Source organism: Porphyromonas sp. COT-290 OH860 (assembly GCF_000768935.1).
Classification (GTDB): domain Bacteria; phylum Bacteroidota; class Bacteroidia; order Bacteroidales; family Porphyromonadaceae; genus Porphyromonas.
This window is the reverse complement of record NZ_JRAR01000058.1, coordinates 1-18933: the sequence shown is the minus strand read 5'-3', so window position 1 is coordinate 18933 and position 18933 is coordinate 1. Positions and strand designations below refer to the sequence as shown.

Here is an 18933-nt window from a genome sequence, read left to right as displayed (position 1 = left end):
TTTCAGATTAGTGGACTAGCTAGCCAAAATGTATCCGTCAATTCGCTTAGATTGATGGGAAGAAATATCAGAAATGGACTCGATAAGTGGTAAAATCGCCCAATAAGCTGGCATATACATCTAGCTAATAAACAGTTGTAGAAATGCGATTCTAGGCAGATATTTTCATAGGAGCAAGGGTAAGGGCGCAAACGAGGGAGGAGCGCACAGAGAGCCTGCTAGAGGCCAAATACGAAGTGTACACAGATTATCCACCGCTTATCCACAGTCTTCCCATAGATTTTGTGCAACTTGGTCTAAAATATAAATTTGACGTACTTCTAAGCCACTGATATATGCACATACATCAGTGACTATCCCCACCCCGCAAAAATAAAGGCGATATGCAGGGATATACACCACAACACATCGCCCAGTCCGTAGCCTACAAGCCTCGCCGCTGTTTGAGGCTCTTGACAATAGGATAGAAGACTATGAAAGCAGACATCAGGAGCATCACCAGACCACCAGCCGTAAGTTTGCCGTAGGAGAGGTAGAGCCCGACGAAAACAAACCACAGCACAGCGATGATGATGCTCTGCGTACGAGTTAGCGGTCTTTTGTATGCCATAGGAAGTTAGGGGAGCGTAAGTTAGGCTAGATGCTACGCCCTGCGATAAAGTCCGCAAGGGCAAGCAGAGCCGTACGGTAGCTACCCTCGGGATAAGTATAGAGAATAGACTTAGCTTGCTCGATGAATTGGAGCATACGGCTCTGAGCATACTCGATGCCCCCACGCTCTTTGGCAAAAGTGAGCAAGTAGTCGATATTGGTCTCTGAAAAGTCCTTGCTGCGTAGTATATGCAAAGCACGAGCACCCTCGGGGCTCTTGCCATGATCCTCAATGAGGCAGTGCAATAGAGGGAGTGTTACCTTGCCCTCTCTTATGTCGTTGCCAGTAGGCTTACCCACGTCGGCGCTGTAATAGTCGAAGATATCGTCCCTTATCTGGAAAGCCATGCCTAGATATTCGCCACAGTCGCCAAGACTACGTATAGCCTCCTCAGAGGCATCAGTCGTAATGGCGGCGACCTCAGCACACGAGCGGAAGAGGACAGCGGTCTTTTGACGGATAACGTCCATATAGACGGCCTCGCTCAGCACTACGTTGTCGGCTGTCTCGAACTGACGTATCTCGCCCTCGGTCAGCTCTCTGCCAATTGCCGACACGACACCGATGATGCGTAGATCCTTGGTCGCAATAGCACCGATAAGCGCAGAGGAGAGGACAAAGTCGCCCATCAAGACAGCCACACGATTGTCGAATATAGCATTGAGCGTTGGACGGCCTCGGCGTGTGCTAGCCTCGTCGATGACATCGTCGTGAATGAGGGTGGCAGTATGGATTAGCTCGAGCAGTATGGCGGAGTCAATCGTCTTGCTTGGTAGCTCTGGAGTAATCAGGCCAGCCATCAAGCTCGTCATGATGGGGCGAACCATCTTACCCGTCGATCGGGACAAATGCTCCACGGCCGTGGTCAGCCATTGGCTCTTGCATAAGAGGATTTGCTCAAACTGCTGGTGGAACTGATCCACATAGCTCGCCACTGGCGCCTTAATCTCATCTAGCGTTGTCATTGAGAGAGTATTGAAGTAATAGAAACAAATATAGCTATAAAACGCAAAATGGGAGCGCTATATCGCATAGATACAGCACTCCCACTCAGTTAGTCCATACGTCGAACGAAGTCGACTACTAGTAGCGCTCGGCTACTACGTTCCAGTCGATGATATTCCAAACATCTTTGATGTGGTCGGCACGGCGGTTCTGATAGCTTAGGTAGTAAGCATGCTCCCAAACGTCGATACCCATGAGAGGCTTCAGACCACTCACCACCGGGTTGCTACCGTTAGGCTCCTTGGTGATGCAGAGCTCGCCCTTGTCATCAGAAGCTAGCCAAGCCCAGCCCGAACCAAATAGCGTGGTACAAGCCGTGAGGAACTCAGCCTGAAAAGCCTCGAAGCTACCCCACTTCTTCTCAATAGCAGCAAGTAGCTTACCCGTAGGTGCGCCACCAGCGTTGGGTGCAAACTGAGTGAAGTATAGGTTGTGGTTGAGCGTCTGACCAGCGTTGTTGAATAGAGCGCCCTCGCTCTTGCGTACGATATCTTCTAGGCTAGCTTCGGCAAACTCAGTTCCTTCGATGAGCTTGTTTAGATTGTCTACATAGCCTTGTAGATGCTTACCGTGGTGGAATGCTAGGGTCTCGGCGCTGATTGCTGGCTCTAGGTCGTTGGGACCATAGGGTAGCTTAACTAGTTCATGCTTCATAATAATGATGTGATCTTAATTTTTGAGTTTTATTTCTGTAATTTTTAACCGTCGGGGTGAGCTACTTGACTCATTCCCCTCCTTAGGTTCAAACCTCTCTATCGGACAAAAAGTTCGCTATTGGAGGTCTTTGGGCTCAATTAGTCGTCCATTCTGAGAGAAGATCTTGGCCAGAACCTCAGCTCCATAGGCATTCAGATGCCTATTATCGCCAAGTATGGGCAGACCATCATGAACGAAGTCCTGAGGCAGATAGGGCTCTAGATCAACCCATCGCACTGACGGGAACTCACTCTGTACGATATTTTTTATGCGCTCGGCATAGCTACGAGTCTGTGCATACAAGCGACCTCTCGGGTGCCAGCCATACTCCTGCAAGGGGAGCGAGAGTCCACGCCCATTGGCATAGTAAGCCCTAGAAGGAGGGGCACCGACTTGGTAGCAAGAATTGACGACGTAGACAGATTTGCCGTGCTTGAGCAATTCGCTCAACGTATGCTTTAGGGCGGGCATGAACTTCGGGTCGGCCGCATATTGAGGCGACCCCCAGTAACTGGCTAAGACAATGGTAGGATAATGGCGATACTCCTGTCTGAGCCATGCGTTGCGCAATGCACAGAAGCCCTCTATCTGCCAAGTGTCGTAGTAGTCGTAGCCGAAAAAGAATGGGCAAGACCTAGAGGCAGATACGAACGCATTCCAGCCTTCTCTCCGCCCCACATAGTCCCAGAAGCGACTTAGGTGCCCCGTGTGTGAGTCACCTGCGATGAGTACTTGGGGCCTCTGTGTCTGATCACCCATCAAGCAGTCGCCCTCTAGAGTGTCGAAGCAGCAGTTCGTCCCGTCTATGTAAGCAAAGTACGGGCCCTGCGCAGGCTCCAGCCGTTTGATCGCAAAGAAAAGCAAGGCCACGGCACAGGCCGGCAGTAGATAGAGCCGCCCGAGGCTCTGCTTCAGTGTATAAGGGCGTCTGCGAATAGGTTGCTCAACGAGGTAGTACGTCCCGACAGATGCCCCAAGCGTTACGCCCATAGCTAGGACAATCAACCAAAGCGGGAGCTCCCCCACGCCCCAGAAGTAACGCACGAAGGCCAAAACCATCCAGTGCCACAGATAAAGCGAATACGAGAGTCTACCAAGCCAGACCACTGGGGATAAAGCAAATAGGCGCCGAAAGGGTGAGCCCGAGGCATTGGCATAGATCAGCAATGCCGTGGCCAGAGTAGGTATCAAGGCAAGAAGCCCCGGGAACCAAGGAGAAGTAAATATCCCTTGAGAGTAGAATGAGATCAGAAGTAAGGCTACAGCTATCCCTCCCAAGAGGCTCGCTTGCCGCGGTCCTAGCGGCTTACGCTCCCTCGACGACCAAACGGCTAAGACAGCCCCGACCAAAAGCTCCCCAAAACGTGTATGAGAAAGGTAATAAGCATCTAAGTTAATGCCTAGAGCCTCGAGAGGGAACCAAGCCAATGCGAGGGACAAGACAGCAAGGGAGATGAGTACACCTAGAACGAAGGGGCGTGACCCTCGCTGAGCTCGAGGCCTAAATCTACGCCCAAAAGCCAGCAACCCGAGGAGCAAGGCAGGGAAGATAAAGTAGAACTGCTCCTCAATCGAGAGCGACCATAAGTGTAGAAGAGGCTGCTCCTCTGCACCTGCATCAAAATAATCGCTGTGGCGTGCGTGATAGAAATTGGCAGCAAAAAAAATCGCCGCAATGGCAGACTTACCTACGGCGAGGGCATCGTTGGGCAAAAACAACCAGTAGGCTAAGGCGAGTGAGAGGAGTACGACCACAAAAAACACGGGCAAAATGCGGCGTATTCTCTTGGCATAGAAATCGGACAAAGACCATATCCCACGGCTCCCTGCCTCATAGAGAATACGAGTAATGAGGAAGCCCGAGATAACAAAAAAGACATCAACCCCGAGGAAGCCATTGGGCATCCACTCGGGATTGATGTGAAATATAATGACGGCTAAGACGGCCAGCGCTCTGAGCCCATCGATATCAGCCCTGTACTCTAGCTTTCTCATTGGCTGTCGTCTTCGAGCCGACTCTTAGTACCGTCTAGGTATCGCTGTGGTCAGACCTGTATCTTTACTTTGGGTCGTAGCCCCATTTGAGGTAGATCGCTCCCCAAGTGAAGCCTGCACCGAAGCTCGTTAGGATTAGGATGTCGCCCTTGCGCAAATCCTTCTCACGCTCCCATAGGCAGATAGGGATAGTCGCAGAGCTGGTGTTGGCACACTTCTCTATATTGACCATCACACGCTCCATAGGTGCCTCCATCATACGAGCTACGGCGTCGATGATACGCATATTTGCTTGGTGAGGCACTACCCAGTTGATGTCTTCGTACTTGAGGTTGTTGCGATCCATAATGAGCTTGCAGCTAGAGGACATACCCTTGACTGCTTGCTTAAAGACCACTGAGCCCTCCTGATAGACATAGTGCTCTCTACGCTCTACCGTTTCGTGAGAGGCAGGGTTGGCAGAGCCTCCAGCCTTCATAATTAGATGCGTACGCCCCGTACCATCTGTACGGAAGTGCGCATCTAGCACGCCCAGCTCCTCGGTCGTAGGCTCGAGCAGCACACAACCAGCTCCATCGCCGAAAAGGGGACAAGTAGCACGGTCGGTATAGTCCACCGCAGCCGACATCTTCTCTGTTGCGACGATTACGAGTCGCTTATATCGGCCCGAACGGATATAGTTGGCACCTGTCTCCAAGGCATACATGAAGCCGGGACAGGCGGACGACAGGTCGAAAGTAAAGGCGTTAAAGCAGCCTGTTTCGTGCGCTACAATAGACGATGTGGTAGGAAAATGGTAGTCGGCAGTATTAGTTGCGAGAATCACGCCATCGACAGTGAGAGGATCTATCCCATTGCGCTCAAACATATCGAGCACGGCTTGGATAGCCAGATAGGATGCTCCCTTAGTGGGATCTTTGAGGATGCGACGCTCCTTGATCCCAACACGTGTCATAATCCATTCGTCGTTGGTATCTACTAGTTTCTCAATATCAGCATTAGTCAGCTTATCCTCTGGTAGGTAACCGCCGACTGCCGTAATAACTGCATTAATTGCGTTCATTATAAAGTCTTAGTTTGATGAGATAATGCCCCGCTAAGGTACAAAAAAAGTCCCACAGACAGAGCTACGGGACTTTTGAATAAAACTAACCTTGCTGCTATAGAGCTAGATCTGTTTCGATAGCTAGCTTACCACGGTAGTAACCGCACGCACCACACACAGTGTGGAAGATGTGCCACTCTCCGCAGTTCGCGCACTTAGCCAATGTAGGCGCTACGGCCTTGTCGTGTGTACGACGCTTGGCTGTTCTTGTCTTGGACTGTCTTCTTTTTGGATGTGCCATTGTCTTATTTATTTTAATTTATTAATCTTCTTCTCTTGGAGCAGGACGCCCAACTGGGCGATTATCCTACTTCTTCAGCTTCTTGAGTGCTGCCCAACGCTGGTCAATACCATCTTCGTCACGATCTACGTCTTGGCTAGGCTCATCGCCCGCCTCTCTAACCTCATCGGTAGCCAACTGGCCATAGAGATTCATCATAGAACTATCGCACTCGCCCTCCTCGTGCATACGCTGCATCGGGAGAGATAGAGCTATATCCTCGTATAGATGCCAGTGCAAGTCGAGGACACCCTCACGCTCTGGCAGGATAAGCACGTCATCCTCCTCACTATACTCTAGGCCAAACTTCACGACCATCTCGTAGGTGTCGCAGACGTCTAGCTCTACGGGTTCTAGGCAACGATCGCAACTGACCAAAACATAGCCATCGTAGGACAGCTCTAGCTTGTGAACCTCGCCATTTTTCTCAAGATTCACAGCCACGCTCACGTCTCCGCCATGTATATCATCGGCCTCAACGCCTGCGAAATACGCATCGTCTAGCTCATACGAAAAGCTGTGCTTCCCCTGAGAGAGCGACTTGAGATTGAGCTTATATAGATCAGTATTCGTCACTGCCAATTACCGTAAAATCTGCGCAAAGGTAATCAAAAATGCCTATTCTCCCAATACTTTACTAGCTCTCTAGTCTTTATTTTTGCGAACTTTGGCCTAGGCACAAGACAAGCCCTATACCAACATTCTAAACCATAAATCATTAGAATAACACTCTATACCAACGATCCAAGCCTTGGCCCTGCAAGAAGCCTCTAGTCAATGGCTAGAGAAGCATCGTCCACATAGATGATACGTCGGCGTTGCTCATCGTAGGCCGTACCCCAGAAGTCCAGCTCTGGCTTGTAGAGTGGAGTATCTACCCCCAGCAGCCCGATGATCGCATGGGGCAAGACGTCCGTCATAATACGACGATCCTTAATAGCCTGCAACCTTGGGATAGTGACAACCCAGCGCATAGAGAAGAGTAAGGATCAAGAGCAGAGGCAGAAGCCATTTGGGTCTACTTGGGAGCAAACGCATCAACCACTCCAGAACCAAACTGACAAGCCCAATAAACACATACCAGCCTACCACATAGCAAAGGTCGCAGAGGGCGGCAGATGGCGACAGCTAATGGGCTTACGCCGTGAGGCAGGGTAGTTCATCATGATGCTTCGTGTATGGATGTTCCTAATGATAATCACAAGTATGATACGAGAGCAGTCGCTCCAAAAGCCTAATGAGCAGAATAGAGGCCCCATCAAGGCACTATATAAATGCTCACAATCCAAGCAAGAGCAGCTCACTCAGACATGGCAAAGGTAAAAGAAAATACCTACAAGAAAAAAAGCAAACGACCTAGGTCAAAACACTTTCCTCTCTCTTCCTCAGAGTATCAAGGGAGTATCGCTCATCACATCGAAGTTCTTACATAAATTTACACTTATAGAGTATATTTGAGCGCATGATCAACGCCACGCTCTATGCCTATTACCATCGGAGCAACCTCGTATTTGCCGCTTAGCAGGCTCTGTAGTGCACTCTCCCTCGCTTGCGCACCCTACCTCACCCACGAGGAAATAACCCTCTAAAACAAGCTAAGCACAAGCGTCTAACAACTAGCTATATACATTAAACACAAGCACACTCACGGCTCCATGTGTCACATTTTGACTCATTTCTTCCCATTAATCTTCTCGGATTAATGGACATATCTGAGCGAGTTAGTCGATCAACCCAAAAAAGTCTTCCCATCAATTTTGCAGATCAGACTCACCTCCCTTTACAAACCAGCGGCCTATTTCTCTAAATCTCTAAGCAACTCCTTAACACTCCTTAACCAAAAAGCAGAAGATCGAGCACCTAATACTTTTGGGGATACAGGGACATATACATACAAACGCGGTGTGCCAAAACCTAATTTCGACACACCGCCCTCAAATATCGCACTGCTAATCTATCGGGTTTTGAGCCAGAAGCTCAGCTCCATCTCGTCATCAATAAACTTATCTCCCAGATTAGAGAAGAAGCTCTTGGAAGCGTACTTAACATTCCAGTCCGCACGATTGATACGGAAAACCTTACTCCGGATACTCCATGAGGAATCACTAGCGTTGAAGTTCACAAGATCGATAGGGATAGTCACATTCTTAGTCACATCTTTGAGGGTAAGATTACCCTTGAGCTCGGCGAGCGTACCAAGAGGTAACCCAGCCTCGGGAATATCGGTTAGCTCGAAGCGAGCCACAGGATAGCGCTCCACATCGAAAAAGTCTTCGTTCTGCAAGTGCTCCTTGAGCTTATTAGCCATCTCACCTTCTAGGTCATCTACTACGATCCCATCCATCTTGATCTCAACGTGACCTCCCAGCAGTAGCCCATCTGTGATCGACACCTTACCCGAGGATATTGGCAGTTTACCAAAGCGTTCGCCTCCGGGCTTAAATCCCTTCCATGTCATCACTGACTCAGCCGAGTCTACCTCATAGGCCATCGCTACATTGATCTGTGTAGCAGCTACAGAGTCTGCAGCCTTGACAGTGTTATTCGATTTATTGCCTGAGCAGGAAGCTATGGCAGCAAGCATAGTGAATAATCCCAAAGAGGGAATCATCTTTTTCATCATACAACTTTATTTTTATGAGATTAAAACTATTATCATCTTATTTATCAACCTGCACAGGCAACCCCAAGGCTCCAGCCCAGCACTCCGCTAGCACCACTCGTCTAGGACGTAGCACATTTTGGAATTATCTACACAACAGAGTTAAAACAAGGGAAGATGAAAAAAGTTTAATTTTGTAAACACAAAATACTAAACAAGCACACAAATATTTAGTCGAAACCAATAGGGTATATTTAATAATTGCCTATCTTTGGGTGTGACAGACTTATGCAGTTCAAGAATTAACACTCAGGAATATTATGAATGAATTTGCCCTCCTCTCCTCATGGCAGCTTTGGCTCATCATAGGCGTAGGGTTGCTTATCTTGGAAATTGTGACTGTGGGCTTTCTACTGGCCTGCTTCGGTATAGGTGCTCTAGGCGCTACCATTGTCGCAATACTAGGGCTTGGTTTGGCTTGGCAGCTAGGAGCGTTCTCTACCATCAGCCTACTCTCACTGTTTTTGCTTCGGCCAGTGATGATGCGACGCTTGGAGCAACGTAGCGTACCAACCGGTATCGATGCACTCATAGGCAGACAGATTAGGCTCAAATCTCCCATCTCCGCCACAGCTGACTACGGAGAGATCTCCATAGACGGTGATGTCTGGCGAGCCCGCACAGAGTCCGGAACTTCACTCGCAGAGGGCACCTTGGTGGAGGTCGTTGGCATTGATGGCCTTGTCCTCATCGTGCGTGGCATCTCAGCTACAAACATATCATCATAGACTCATTAAGTTTCAAACCCAATTTATCTTCCAGCTTATGCCATCAGGACTTATTATCTTCGGAGCCATTGCGCTCTTGGTCATTTTCATCATCTCCAAGGGGCTCAAAATCGTACAGCAGTCGCAAACCATGATCATCGAGCGACTAGGTAAGTACTACACGACCCTAAACTCTGGGGTGAATATCATTATTCCCTTTATTGACCGCCCCAGACCTATGCGCTGGCGCTACACAATCCCTGCGGGGAATGGCGACACCATCGTACGCTTTACCGATGTGACGACTATTGACCTGCGTGAGACGGTCTACGACTTCCCTCGCCAGAGTGTCATCACCAAAGACAACGTAGTAACAGAGATCAATGCGATCCTCTACTTCCAGATCGTCGAGCCCATACGTGCAATGTACGAGATCCAGAACTTGCCAGATGCTATCGAGAAGCTCACACAGACGAGCCTGCGTAACGTAATCGGCGAAATGGATCTAGATGAAACGCTTACCAGCCGCGACACGATCAATAGCAAGCTACGCACGATCCTAGACGATGCGACCAACAAGTGGGGCGTCAAGGTCAATCGTGTAGAGCTGCAAGACATCAACCCGCCACGTGACATTCGTGACGCCATGGAGAAGCAGATGCGAGCCGAGCGTGACAAGCGTGCGCAGATCCTCAACGCCGAGGGACAAAAAGAAGCCCTTATCCGTGGATCGGAAGGACGTATGCAGGAGTCTATCAACCATGCCGAGGGTGAGCGACAAGCTCAGGTACTACACGCCAAGGCCGAGGCCGAGGCTAAACTCCTGACGGCACAGGCAGAAGCCGAGGCTATTCGCCTCATAGCCGATGCCGCAGCAGGCTCGGGTGCCAACCCCACTCAGTACCTCATAGCCGTACGCTATCTGGAAACACTGCGTGAGATGACCAGCGGGCAGAACAATAAGACAGTCTACCTCCCCTACGAAGCCACTGGGGTGCTCAGCTCCCTAGGAGGAATCAAGGAACTACTGAGCAAGTAACCCACAGAGGTGCCGGGAGGCAATCCCAACAAGGGGCGGCGAGTCAGAATGCAGGTTTTGACCCGTCGCCCCTTGCCATACGGAGAGCTGGACAGAGCAAGGCAAGCCGTATGAGGGGATTGTATTATCTTTGTACATTAATAATTTAAGGTAGGCAAGTCCGTAGACTTGTACAATCAATCAGACTAAATGTATAGCGACAGCATCGTCCTTATCCCCACATACAATGAGCGGGAGAATATCGCCAAAATGATCGACACGGTTATGGCACTCCCTCACGCTTTTGACCTACTGATTATCGATGACAATTCGCCTGACGGCACGGCAAGTATCGTCCGTGAGAAGATAGCCCAGTACCCAAAGCGCCTGCATCTACTCGAACGTGCAGGCAAACAAGGTCTAGGTACGGCATACATCGCTGGGTTTCGCTGGGCCCTAGAGCGTCCATACCTATATATATATGAGATGGACTGCGACTTTAGCCACCCTCCGACCAAGCTCATGGAGCTCTACGAGGCCTGCCACAAGGGTGGCGCTGATGTAGCGGTAGGCTCTAGATACATCAGCGGAGGGCGAGTGAAGAACTGGCCTCTAGGACGCATCGCCATGAGCTATGGGGCATCTCTATACGTTAGGGTCATCACAGGGCTACCTGTCAAGGACACGACAGCGGGCTTTGTCTGCTACCGCCGGGAGGTGCTAGAGAGCATGGAACTTGACCAAATACGATTTAGAGGCTATGGCTTCCAGATCGAGATGAAGTACACGGCTCACTGCCTAGGCTTCAAGGTCGTGGAGGTACCCATCACGTTTGAGGATCGTGTACTCGGTTCGTCCAAGATGAGTAGTTCTATCTTCGGAGAGGCGTTCCTAGGTGTCCTAGACCTGCGCCGAGATAAAATGAAAGGGACATTCCCCAAAGGCAAAAGAAAAGTATGAAGAAACTGCTTAGAAACGCCCTACTCATCAACGAGGGGCGAAGCTATACGGCCTCGGTAGTCATCGAGGGCGAACTGATAGAAGCCATCTACGAGGGAGAGCATACCTACCCCGAGGCTCTAGAGTGCGAGGTAGATGAAGTCGTAGCCTGCGAGGGGCTGTGGCTCATGCCCGGGGTAATCGACGACCAAGTCCACTTTCGTGAGCCGGGACTCACCCATAAGGCGTGTATCGCCACGGAGAGCCAAGCAGCCGTAGCTGGTGGCGTCACGAGCTTTATGGATATGCCCAATACCAATCCACCCACGACAACTCTGGAGGCATGGGAGGATAAGATGCGCCGTGGGGCCGAAACCAGCTGGGCCAACTATGCGTTCTTCTTCGGTGGTACCAACGACAACGCCGACGAACTCAAGCATCTAGATAAGCATCGCCTACCGGGCATCAAGCTATTTCTCGGGAGCTCCACGGGCAATATGCTCGTGGACGACAAACAGACCCTCGAGCGTATCTTCTCAGAGACGGATATGATCATCGCCACGCACTGCGAGAGCGAGGGAATTATCCGTGCCAACAAAGAGCACTACAAAGCACTCGTGGGCAAAGATCATCTAGACGTCAGCTACCACCCCCTCATTCGCTCTGCCGAGGCTTGCTATCGAAGCTCTGCCGAAGCTGTGGAGCTTGCGACCCGACTCAATAGCCGCCTGCATATCCTACACGTATCTACCGAGAGGGAGCTATCGCTCTTCCGTAGCGACCTACCCATAGAGCAGAAGCGCATCACCTCGGAGGTCTGTGTGCATCATCTGCTATTTACAGACGCAGACTACGCCACACTGGGCAACAAGATCAAATGGAACCCTGCGGTCAAGACGCTTGCTGACAGAGAAGCACTGCGTGCAGCCGTACGCAACGGCCTAGTTGATATCGTAGCCACAGACCATGCCCCACACCTCTGGAGCGAGAAGCTGGGCGACTGCCTCTCGGCTGCTAGCGGAGGGCCTCTGGTACAGCACTCTCTCCCCATCATGCTCGATCTAGCCAACCAAGGCATATTCACCAAAGAGCTGGTAGTTGAGCGCATGGCACATCTACCGGCTATACTTTTCGGCATTCAGAAGCGAGGCTTCATACGCACGGGGTACTTCGCAGACCTCGTACTAGTAGACCCCAAGAGCCCCTACATCGTGACGGCGGAGAACAACCTAACCTACTGTGGCTGGTCACCCCTAGAGGGACGAACGTTTGCCCATAGTGTACACACGACTTTCGTCAATGGACACGTTGTATATTCGAACGGCCAGCTCACAGACGAGCGTCCCCCTGTCTACGGCTTGGCTTTCGGCTAGCGAGGTGCTATTCATTCATTTTATCTTGACAACTTATATCGTATGCAACGATTCGTAAATATCATTTGGGTTGCCCTAACCCTATGTCTGGGCGGCTCTGTTTTGGCTCAGAAACCAGCCAAGACACGTAATCAGGAGAGCTACACCAAGGCTCTAGATATCGTAGGAGCCTCGATGTCCCTACTCGATCGCTACTTTGTCGATTCGGTAGACCTAGAGCGCATCAGCCGTCGTGGCATCGACGCTATGCTCTCTAGCCTAGATCCCTATACAGAGTATTATTCCAAAGAGGATAATGAACAGCTCAAGCTCATCACCACTGGCGAATACGGAGGGATAGGCTCAATCATCTCACAGCGCCCCGACAGCACGGTTATTATCAACGACCCTATGGAGGGAATGCCCGCAGCACAAGCAGGGCTCAAAGCTGGCGACCGCATCCTCGAGGTCGATGGACAAAACTTCCGCAAGGCGACAAGCGATGTCGTGAGCAAAGCGCTCAAGGGCAAGCCCGGGAGCAAGATCAGTCTACTGATCCAGCGGCTCGGCGAGAGCAAGCCCCGCAAGGTCGAGTTCACTCGTCGCAAGATTATGGTTAATCCAGTCCCCTACTACGGAGTGACCCCAGCAGGCTATGGCTACATCAAGCTGACGAACTTCCCCAATACTGCCGCCACCGAGGTTCGCCGTGCGATGACGGAGCTGCAAAAGACACAGAAGATCAACGGACTCGTCCTAGATCTAAGAGATAATGGTGGTGGGCTGATGGAAGAAGCCGTGAAGATCGTTAGCTTCTTCGTCCCCGAAGGAACGGAAGTGCTGCGCACCAAAGCTCGAGCAGAGCTCAAGCAAGAGGCCGTGTACCGTACACGCTCCAAACCCATCTATCCAGATCTGCCACTTGTCGTGCTGATTGACGGACAGAGTGCGTCGTCGGCCGAGATCGTGGCTGGCGCTCTGCAAGATGTCGATCGGGCTGTCGTGGTAGGGCAGCAGTCTTTCGGCAAGGGGTTAATCCAGACAACGATGCAGCTGCCACACCAAGGTGTCCTCAAACTGACGACCGCCAAGTATTACATTCCGAGCGGTCGCTGCATACAGCGCATCAACTACAAGGAAGCTCGTGCAGGCCGTGAGGCAGAGCTACCAGACAGCCTGACGAAGATCTTCCACACGGCTGCTGGTCGAGAGGTGCATGATGCTGGAGGTATCCTACCTGATGTCAAGGCCGAAGTAGACTCTCTGCCTACGATGTTGTACTACCTGACCTACAACGAGTCTGCTTTCGACTGGATCACAACCTACGCACAGCGCCACAAAACGATCGCTCCGCCTGCGTCGTTCACCGTTAGCGATGCAGACTATAACGACTTTGGCCGTATGCTCATCGAGAAGAAATTCGATTACGACCGTCAGAGCGCCAAGCGCCTCGTAACACTCAAGGAGATTGCCAAGCTAGAAGGCTATCTAGAGCGTGTGGCTCCACTGATCGACAGCCTAGAACAGGCTCTCAAACCAGACCTCAAGCACGACCTAGAGAGCCTTCGTCCTCATATCATGCGCTTCCTCAATACGAGTATCATCAACCGCTACTATTATCGCCGTGGCGTGATTGAGCGTGAGCTCCTAAGCGACCAAATAGTAGCCGAAGCCGATCGCTTACTTGCAGATCAAGCACGCTATCAGGCGATCCTAAGACCAAAGAAAAAGGACGAAAAGAAAAAGGAGCTAGCCGATGCGTAAGATCTTTTGCCCCAAATGTGACGAAGAGATTGCTCTCTCCTCTGCCAAACTCAAGGAGCTCAGAGAGCGTGCAGACGAACGTATGTCGATCATCTGCCCTAGCTGTACGCATCAGCTACGCATCCGCATCAAGCCGCCCAAGCGCTCTAGCGACTCGGAGCAGACGGTAGACCAGCAATGCGGCCACATCACGATCATTGAGAATGTCTTCGGCTACAGACAGCTATTCCCGCTGTACCGAGGGCTCAACCACATCGGGCGTCGTAACAAGGATACCAAAACGGATATCCCCATCATCACGGGCGACCCTAGCATGGATCGGCACCATGCCATTATTAAGATTACCCAAACCAAATCGGGACGTCTGCTCCACGCCATCGCCGACGACGACAGCCGTGTCGGCACATTCGTTTCGGGGCAGCTACTTGGAGCCAAAGAATGGTACAACCTAAGCGAGGGCGATATCATTACCCTAGGGGCAACGACCATTATCTTCTCCAAAGAGCCTCTGTCAGACGAGGTACTTGGTAGCATTGAAGGAGAAAACTAAATATCGAAGTCATGACGAAAAAAGTAGCGTTAATCACAGGTGTAACAGGGCAGGACGGGGCATACCTCTCGGAGTACCTCCTATCTCTAGGCTACGAAGTACACGGCCTCAAAAGACGCAGCTCGCTATTCAACACGCAGCGTATCGAGCATATTTATCAAGATCCGCACGAAGCGAATCGCAACTTCTACCTACACTACGGCGACCTCTCGGACTCCATGAATGTTACTCGCATCATACAGGAAGTACAGCCCGACGAAGTATACAACCTCGGAGCTATGAGCCACGTCAAAGTCAGCTTCGAGAGCCCCGAATATACCGCCGATGTCGATGCCATCGGGACGCTACGCATACTCGAGGCGATCAGACTACTCGGGCTAGAGAAAAAGACGCGTATGTATCAGGCCTCGACGAGTGAACTCTACGGCCTCGTGCAGGAAACGCCACAACGAGAGACTACGCCATTCTATCCCCGCAGTCCATACGCTTGCGCCAAGCTCTATGCCTACTGGATCACGGTAAACTACCGAGAAGCCTACGGAATGCACGCCAGCAATGGTATCCTTTTCAATCACGAGTCACCTCTAAGAGGAGAAACCTTCGTGACCCGCAAGATCACCCGCAGTGCTACACGCATAGCCCTAGGCCTACAAGACAAGCTCTATCTAGGCAATCTATCGGCCCAGCGCGACTGGGGACACGCCAAGGACTATGTACGCTCGATGCACCTAATCCTACAGCAAGATACCCCCGACGACTATGTCGTGGCTACTGGCCGCACCACCGAGGTGCGAGAGTTCGCTCGCTTGGCCTTCGAGGAGCTAGGGCTACGTATTGAGTTCCGAGGCACAGGGATAGACGAAGTGGGTGTGCTGACACAAATCAACGAAGAGCGCTTTGCTCTGATTGTGGGAACCGAATACCTCACAGCGATCAAGGTGCGCATTGGTCAGGAGCTCCTAGCAGTAGATCCTGCCTATTTCCGCCCCACAGAAGTAGACCTTCTACTTGGCGACCCTACCAAAGCACAGACAAAACTTGGTTGGAAGCCAGAGTATGATCTTGCGGGCATTATCTCGGATATGATAGGCAGTGATATCCTCGAGGCGAAGCGAGATACCTACCTCAAAGAAGGCGGATTCGTTGCTCCCAACTACTTTGAATAAATTCATGAACAAAAACTCTAGAATATACGTAGCAGGGCATCGTGGCCTTGTAGGGTCTGCTATTTGGCGTGCGCTCGAGGCTAAGGGCTACACCAATCTGATAGGCCGAACACATGCAGAACTAGACCTGATGGACTACTCGGCTGTACGTGCTTTCTTCGAGGCGGAACGCCCCGAGTATGTCTTCCTAGCTGCGGCTTTCGTGGGGGGGATCATGGCGAATAATACGCTACGAGGCGACTTCATCTTCAAGAATCTTGCCATACAGCAGCACGTCATCGGCGAGAGTAAACGCATCGGCGTCAAAAAGCTCCTATTCCTCGGGAGCACCTGCATCTATCCAGCCAATGCTCCTCAACCATTGGTTGAGAGCTCTCTACTTACCTCCGAGCTTGAGTACACCAACGAGCCGTACGCGATAGCCAAAATCGCAGGCCTAAAGATGTGCGAGAGCTTCAACCTACAGTACGGTACCAACTTCATCTCCGTGATGCCCACCAACCTCTACGGGCCGGGAGATAACTTCCATCTAGAGCACAGCCACGTACTGCCTGCCATGGTCCGCAAGTTTCACCTTGCCCACGCCCTAGAGCATGGTGACTGGGCTATGATACGCTGTGACCTCACACGCCGCCCCATCTCCCAGATTGCAGATGCACAGAGCGCATCGGAGCGAGAGATCAGCGACGTTCTGGGGCAGCGCTATGGCATCTATGCCGACAGAGTAGAGCTATGGGGAAGCGGGCGCCCCATGCGCGAGTTCCTATGGAGTGAGGATATGGCACAGGCTTGCGTACATGTGATGGAACACATCGACTTCTCCGATCTGACGTACGGACAGACACAAGTACGCAATACCCACCTCAACATCGGTACAGGTCGAGAGATCAGCATTGCCGAACTAGCACATCTAGTTGCCCAGACGGTAGGCTACACGGGACATATAGCCTTCGACTCGACTAAGCCCGATGGCACGATGCGTAAACTAACCGACCCCAGCAAACTAAACAACCTAGGCTGGCACCATACTGTGGAGCTCCAAGAGGGTATACCTCTGCTCTACGAGTGGTACTGCGGCGACCTAGCGGAATCGTAACGACTTCTCAAGCATTGCCTTGAACATGAGCTAATAGTCTTATCTTTGTACAGACGAGGCTAGTAGCTCCGTATCCCTACATCTAGTAATGGTGAAGCTACGGCATCGCCCCTACAAAGGATAAAACTGTGTAGCAGATCAATCAATAAAAAATAGTCGTTATGAAATCCGAAGCTCTCAATTACCCACATTCTCAGGCCCAGCCCAGAATCACACTCAAGACTCGGCGAGCCAGTGGCCAAACAATCCAGCTAAGTATAGTCGCAAAGGGCGACGTTCGTCTAGAGGGAGTAGAGCAGCCTACGCTATCAGCTGCTAGAAGTGAGTCACGCTCCCACACCTTGACGAGCCAAGAAGTTGTCTTGGTCGGCAATATCACAGAGCTGGACTGCAGTGGCAACGAACTAACACACCTAGATCTAAGCCAAAACCCAGAGCTACGAGTACTCTTCTGCGGAGAAAACGAGCTCGAAAAGCTTGACCTGACGTCAAGCCACGAGCTAGAGGCCCTATACTGTGGCGACAACAAGCTCACGAGCCTCGATGCCTCGACCAATGGCGACCTCCGACTGCTATACTGCAACCGCAATCAACTTCGATCTCTCAATCTACCCCAGAGCAATACCTTCGGTTGGCTCTCGTGCGGATTTAATCAGCTTACCCACCTAGATATAACGCAGACACGTCGGCTCAAGAGTCTCTATTGCGACCGGAACAATCTAGGGCACCTTGATATTTCTTGCAATGCTCTACTGACCGAGCTCAACTGCTTCCAGTGTGGTCTAGCGGAGCTTGATGTTTCGGCCAACCGCATGCTCGATACTCTAGTATGCGGCAAGAATAATCTCAAAAATCTAGATATTCGCCACTGTCTAGAGCTTAGGACACTAGCCTGCCATGGCAATGAACTACATGATCTAGACGTCCAAGGACTAGACAATCTGCGGTGGCTGACCTGCTATCGCAACCCACTCTCGACCTACAGCCTCAACCGGATCTATACCCAGCTACCAAAACTCAGTGGCAATGAACAAGGGACAATGACAGTCGCCTACAGCTACCAAGACGACAACATTGCAGAGATAAGGGCCTCGAGTAGTCGTATAGCTAAAGAGAGAGGCTGGCGAGTCATCTATCGCCGTGGCGGAGCCAGCGTCCTAACCTCTAGAGGATTTGCAGATGGCCCAGACTATGGCTTCAGTATCTCGGGAGTAGCGATCACGGCAGAGAACTTCGATAGTATCAGTTCGATCCCCGGTATCTCGGGGGAAATCAGCTACGATCCCGACACCAGAACCCTGACTCTGGAGAACGTAACCATCAGAAACAAAAACGAGATTGATGAGATCACGCCAATCATGAACTTGGGCAATATCGGTATGACTATCGAGCTACGTGGGCACAATGTGATCCAAGATGTATTACCCCTAGAGGCGTGCATTGAGCTCTACTGCAACACACGGATCTCGGGCGATGGCACTCTGGATATCTATGCCGACGATCGCTATGGTATACAGCTCCGTGAAGACGTTACCCTCACGATAGACTCGGGCGCAGAGATCAACATCGATAGCAGCTATGGTGGGATATGCGGCTGGGCACTGACCATGCGTGAGCAACTCATCGTCGAGCAGGGAACTCTCAAAGTAGTAGGAGCAGACGAAGGAGCCATCTTCGATCTCGAAGATATTATCCTAGGCGACTGCCAAATCATACACCCAAAGCAGGCTGAATTCTCCCCCAAAAAGAATGCTATCCTAGACATCTACAGCGAGGTTGCCAAGGAGGTCATCATCTCAGGGGAGTAGTAGCCTCGGAGGGATATCCTCTCTAGACCTTGAGCTACGAGCAGGGCACCCGCATCAAAATAGGCTTATCTTTGAGTTATGGATGTACAAGATTATTTTTCTAAGGTAGAAGACCCACGGGTAGTGGGTCGTTGCAAG

At 51.1% G+C, this 18933-nt stretch carries 19 protein-coding genes; 10 read left to right on the top strand and 9 right to left on the bottom strand.

What is annotated here, in order from left to right:
• Positions 1-424: 424 nt before the first annotated feature.
• From HQ41_RS06515 to HQ41_RS06485, 8 genes are all read right to left on the bottom strand, one after another.
• The gene (locus HQ41_RS06515) at positions 425-610 is read right to left on the bottom strand and encodes a hypothetical protein (protein ID WP_044189521.1); all 186 of its coding nucleotides are present in this window, start codon (positions 608-610) and stop codon (positions 425-427) included.
• 26 nt (positions 611-636) lie between these two features.
• Positions 637-1617 (bottom strand): polyprenyl synthetase family protein, encoded by a 981-nt coding sequence (locus HQ41_RS06510; RefSeq protein WP_044189519.1) that lies wholly within the window; start codon positions 1615-1617, stop codon positions 637-639.
• Between the two features lie 118 nt (positions 1618-1735).
• Complete coding sequence (locus HQ41_RS06505) at positions 1736-2311, bottom strand: superoxide dismutase (protein ID WP_044189517.1); 576 nt, start codon at positions 2309-2311, stop codon at positions 1736-1738.
• A 117-nt stretch (positions 2312-2428) separates the two neighbouring features.
• On the bottom strand, positions 2429-4348 hold the full coding sequence (locus HQ41_RS06500; RefSeq protein ID WP_044189515.1) for an acyltransferase family protein: 1920 nt from the start codon (positions 4346-4348) through the stop codon (positions 2429-2431).
• A 64-nt stretch (positions 4349-4412) separates the two neighbouring features.
• The gene (locus HQ41_RS06495) at positions 4413-5411 is read right to left on the bottom strand and encodes a beta-ketoacyl-ACP synthase III (RefSeq protein ID WP_044189513.1); all 999 of its coding nucleotides are present in this window, start codon (positions 5409-5411) and stop codon (positions 4413-4415) included.
• Between the two features lie 97 nt (positions 5412-5508).
• Complete coding sequence (gene rpmF, locus HQ41_RS09510) at positions 5509-5694, bottom strand: 50S ribosomal protein L32 (RefSeq protein ID WP_081964789.1); 186 nt, start codon at positions 5692-5694, stop codon at positions 5509-5511.
• A 66-nt stretch (positions 5695-5760) separates the two neighbouring features.
• Positions 5761-6309 carry a DUF177 domain-containing protein gene (locus tag HQ41_RS06490; RefSeq protein WP_044189594.1) on the bottom strand — a complete coding sequence of 183 codons (549 nt, stop codon included), beginning with the start codon at positions 6307-6309 and terminating at the stop codon, positions 5761-5763.
• A 194-nt stretch (positions 6310-6503) separates the two neighbouring features.
• Positions 6504-6707, bottom strand: coding sequence for a hypothetical protein (locus HQ41_RS06485; RefSeq protein WP_044189510.1), 204 nt, complete (start codon positions 6705-6707; stop codon positions 6504-6506).
• Here HQ41_RS06485 and HQ41_RS09660 point away from each other — a divergent pair.
• Positions 6691-6891, top strand: coding sequence for a hypothetical protein (locus HQ41_RS09660; RefSeq protein ID WP_152567359.1), 201 nt, complete (start codon positions 6691-6693; stop codon positions 6889-6891). The genes HQ41_RS06485 and HQ41_RS09660 overlap by 17 nt on opposite strands.
• 796 nt (positions 6892-7687) lie before the next feature.
• Here HQ41_RS09660 and HQ41_RS06480 read toward each other — a convergent pair.
• The gene (locus HQ41_RS06480) at positions 7688-8356 is read right to left on the bottom strand and encodes a YceI family protein (RefSeq protein ID WP_235316923.1); all 669 of its coding nucleotides are present in this window, start codon (positions 8354-8356) and stop codon (positions 7688-7690) included.
• Between the two features lie 299 nt (positions 8357-8655).
• Here HQ41_RS06480 and HQ41_RS06475 point away from each other — a divergent pair, with 299 nt between their 5' ends.
• The 9 genes from HQ41_RS06475 to HQ41_RS09370 all read left to right on the top strand — a co-directional run bounded on the left by HQ41_RS06475 (position 8656) and on the right by HQ41_RS09370 (position 18795).
• Positions 8656-9123, top strand: a complete 468-nt coding sequence (locus HQ41_RS06475; RefSeq protein WP_044189509.1) for an NfeD family protein — start codon at positions 8656-8658, stop codon at positions 9121-9123.
• A 37-nt stretch (positions 9124-9160) separates the two neighbouring features.
• A complete protein-coding gene (locus HQ41_RS06470; RefSeq protein ID WP_044189507.1) occupies positions 9161-10141 on the top strand; it encodes an SPFH domain-containing protein in 981 nt (326 codons plus the stop codon).
• 189 nt (positions 10142-10330) lie between these two features.
• Positions 10331-11080 (top strand): polyprenol monophosphomannose synthase, encoded by a 750-nt coding sequence (locus tag HQ41_RS06465; RefSeq protein WP_044189505.1) that lies wholly within the window; start codon positions 10331-10333, stop codon positions 11078-11080.
• Positions 11077-12432: a dihydroorotase gene (locus HQ41_RS06460; RefSeq protein ID WP_044189504.1), complete on the top strand. Its 1356-nt coding sequence runs from the start codon at positions 11077-11079 to the stop codon at positions 12430-12432. The genes HQ41_RS06465 and HQ41_RS06460 overlap by 4 nt, the downstream gene beginning before the upstream one ends.
• A gap of 42 nt (positions 12433-12474) precedes the next feature.
• Positions 12475-14175 carry a S41 family peptidase gene (locus tag HQ41_RS06455; RefSeq protein ID WP_044189502.1) on the top strand — a complete coding sequence of 567 codons (1701 nt, stop codon included), beginning with the start codon at positions 12475-12477 and terminating at the stop codon, positions 14173-14175.
• Entirely contained in the window at positions 14168-14725 is a 558-nt protein-coding gene (locus tag HQ41_RS06450; RefSeq protein WP_044189499.1) for an FHA domain-containing protein, read from the top strand. The genes HQ41_RS06455 and HQ41_RS06450 overlap by 8 nt, the downstream gene beginning before the upstream one ends.
• A gap of 11 nt (positions 14726-14736) precedes the next feature.
• Entirely contained in the window at positions 14737-15891 is a 1155-nt protein-coding gene (gene gmd / locus HQ41_RS06445; protein ID WP_044189496.1) for a GDP-mannose 4,6-dehydratase, read from the top strand.
• Between the two features lie 4 nt (positions 15892-15895).
• Positions 15896-16987, top strand: coding sequence for a GDP-L-fucose synthase (locus HQ41_RS06440; protein ID WP_044189493.1), 1092 nt, complete (start codon positions 15896-15898; stop codon positions 16985-16987).
• Positions 16988-17148: 161 nt separating this feature from the next.
• The gene (locus tag HQ41_RS09370) at positions 17149-18795 is read left to right on the top strand and encodes a leucine-rich repeat domain-containing protein (RefSeq protein WP_052405324.1); all 1647 of its coding nucleotides are present in this window, start codon (positions 17149-17151) and stop codon (positions 18793-18795) included.
• Positions 18796-18933: the final 138 nt, after the last annotated feature.

What these genes read in the sequence shown, in the direction of transcription:
- HQ41_RS06510 (WP_044189519.1), bottom strand. Translation starts at nt 1,617, where the DNA reads ATGACAACGCTAGATGAGATTAAGGCGCCAGTGGCGAGCTATGTGGAT.
- HQ41_RS06500 (WP_044189515.1), bottom strand. Translation starts at nt 4,348, where the DNA reads ATGAGAAAGCTAGAGTACAGGGCTGATATCGATGGGCTCAGAGCGCTG.
- HQ41_RS06450 (WP_044189499.1), top strand. Translation starts at nt 14,168, where the DNA reads ATGCGTAAGATCTTTTGCCCCAAATGTGACGAAGAGATTGCTCTCTCC.
- rpmF (WP_081964789.1), bottom strand. Translation starts at nt 5,694, where the DNA reads ATGGCACATCCAAAAAGAAGACAGTCCAAGACAAGAACAGCCAAGCGT.
- HQ41_RS06470 (WP_044189507.1), top strand. Translation starts at nt 9,161, where the DNA reads ATGCCATCAGGACTTATTATCTTCGGAGCCATTGCGCTCTTGGTCATT.
- HQ41_RS06495 (WP_044189513.1), bottom strand. Translation starts at nt 5,411, where the DNA reads ATGAACGCAATTAATGCAGTTATTACGGCAGTCGGCGGTTACCTACCA.
- HQ41_RS06460 (WP_044189504.1), top strand. Translation starts at nt 11,077, where the DNA reads ATGAAGAAACTGCTTAGAAACGCCCTACTCATCAACGAGGGGCGAAGC.
- HQ41_RS06475 (WP_044189509.1), top strand. Translation starts at nt 8,656, where the DNA reads ATGAATGAATTTGCCCTCCTCTCCTCATGGCAGCTTTGGCTCATCATA.
- HQ41_RS06505 (WP_044189517.1), bottom strand. Translation starts at nt 2,311, where the DNA reads ATGAAGCATGAACTAGTTAAGCTACCCTATGGTCCCAACGACCTAGAG.
- HQ41_RS06465 (WP_044189505.1), top strand. Translation starts at nt 10,331, where the DNA reads ATGTATAGCGACAGCATCGTCCTTATCCCCACATACAATGAGCGGGAG.
- HQ41_RS06515 (WP_044189521.1), bottom strand. Translation starts at nt 610, where the DNA reads ATGGCATACAAAAGACCGCTAACTCGTACGCAGAGCATCATCATCGCT.
- HQ41_RS06440 (WP_044189493.1), top strand. Translation starts at nt 15,896, where the DNA reads ATGAACAAAAACTCTAGAATATACGTAGCAGGGCATCGTGGCCTTGTA.
- gmd (WP_044189496.1), top strand. Translation starts at nt 14,737, where the DNA reads ATGACGAAAAAAGTAGCGTTAATCACAGGTGTAACAGGGCAGGACGGG.
- HQ41_RS06480 (WP_235316923.1), bottom strand. Translation starts at nt 8,356, where the DNA reads ATGATGAAAAAGATGATTCCCTCTTTGGGATTATTCACTATGCTTGCT.
- HQ41_RS06485 (WP_044189510.1), bottom strand. Translation starts at nt 6,707, where the DNA reads ATGCGCTGGGTTGTCACTATCCCAAGGTTGCAGGCTATTAAGGATCGT.
- HQ41_RS09370 (WP_052405324.1), top strand. Translation starts at nt 17,149, where the DNA reads ATGAAATCCGAAGCTCTCAATTACCCACATTCTCAGGCCCAGCCCAGA.
- HQ41_RS06455 (WP_044189502.1), top strand. Translation starts at nt 12,475, where the DNA reads ATGCAACGATTCGTAAATATCATTTGGGTTGCCCTAACCCTATGTCTG.